The following is a 1284-nucleotide window of genomic DNA, read 5'->3' as shown; positions in this document are numbered from 1 at the left end:
GACTGACCCCCGTTCATGAGACAGGGATCAAAACACCTTTCAAGTTAAGCAGCCAGTCGTCGGAAATCAACCGGCGACTGGTTATTTAGTTTCGTTTGAATACGAATTGAGTTATAGTAGTGAATGTATTCTCGAACGGTCTGCTCAACGATTGCCGTCGTTGTACAGGTTAAACCTTCGAGATAGAACGTTTCAGACTTTAGAGTGGAATGGAACGATTCGATGGGGGCATTATCAGCGGGCGTACCTTTACGGGACATGCTCATGGTAATGCCTTTTCCTTTTACAGCTTCCTGATATGCCTGTGACGTATAGACACTTCCCTGATCGCTGTGGAGCATCGCACCGGTTGTGAGAGGCAACTGATCAAGAGTATCTAACACAAATGCTGTGTCTTGTTTATCTGCTATACTGTACGCCACGACCTCGCCGTTAAACAAGTCTAAAATGCTCGACAGGTACAAGATTTTACCCCCAAATGGCAGATAAGTGATGTCTGTTACGAGCTTTTGCAGAGGTGTATCTGCTTGAAATTGACGTTTTAACTGATGTTCAGCGATCTGAGTTGGTTGTCCAGTTGGCTTGCGTTTCTTCATCCTAACTCGACACTGTAACCCCTCGCGCTGCATAATTCGTTGCACTCGTTTATGATTGACGTTTTGTTCTCTTTGAAGCAGAGCGGTTATCTTGCGATAGCCATAACGGAATTTATGCAAGATGCAGAGCTGGCGAATATTCTCGGTGAGCTGATCTTCTCGCTTTGAGGCAAGAGCCTCTTTCCAGCGATAGTAGGTTGCACGTGCAATCCCTAGCAGCTCACAAGCCTGCTTTACGGACATTTCTCCTCGAATGGATTCCATCCAAGCCACTACGGCTTCTGGTGACACCTCCTCTCCAATTCCTTGTACTTTTTTAGTACATCTAGTTGTTGTTTCAGAAAACGAATCTCCACTTTTAACTTTTCAAGTTCAGAAGAGAATTCAGGACCTTTTCCAAAACTGTATTGCTTACCGACAGGTTGTTCAAGTCGATGAAGTTCGCCCTTACGATACCAGGACATCCATGTTTTAAGCTGAGTTACATTCCTGATTCCGAGCTCATCCATGACCACTTTCACTGGAATACCTGCTAATCTCATCCTAATTGCATTCATTTTCACTTCAACGGGATAGCTAACTCTAGTTGCCAACGCAAAAACACCTCCAAGTTGTCCTCCACATCTTACGACATGGGGTCTTTCACTTGAAGGTGTTTTAATTTGTCTCACGTTATGGGGTCAGTCCC

1 protein-coding gene is annotated in these 1284 nt (G+C 44.8%); it reads right to left on the bottom strand.

Annotated elements, in window-relative coordinates; translation table 11 throughout:
* Positions 1-44 precede the first annotated feature (44 nt).
* Positions 45-1189, bottom strand: a protein-coding gene (locus AC50Y3_RS30090) for an IS3 family transposase (RefSeq protein ID WP_494822335.1) whose coding sequence is annotated in 2 segments (ribosomal slippage) — positions 45-916 and positions 916-1189 — 1146 coding nt in all. Because the reading frame shifts where the segments join, the coding sequence is not laid out codon by codon here.
* Between the last annotated feature and the right edge of the window lie 95 nt (positions 1190-1284).

Source organism: Paenibacillus sp. J22R98, from assembly GCF_059383835.1.
Note: the sequence above shows the minus strand (reverse complement) of the source record. Positions and strands in the feature narration are given on the sequence as shown.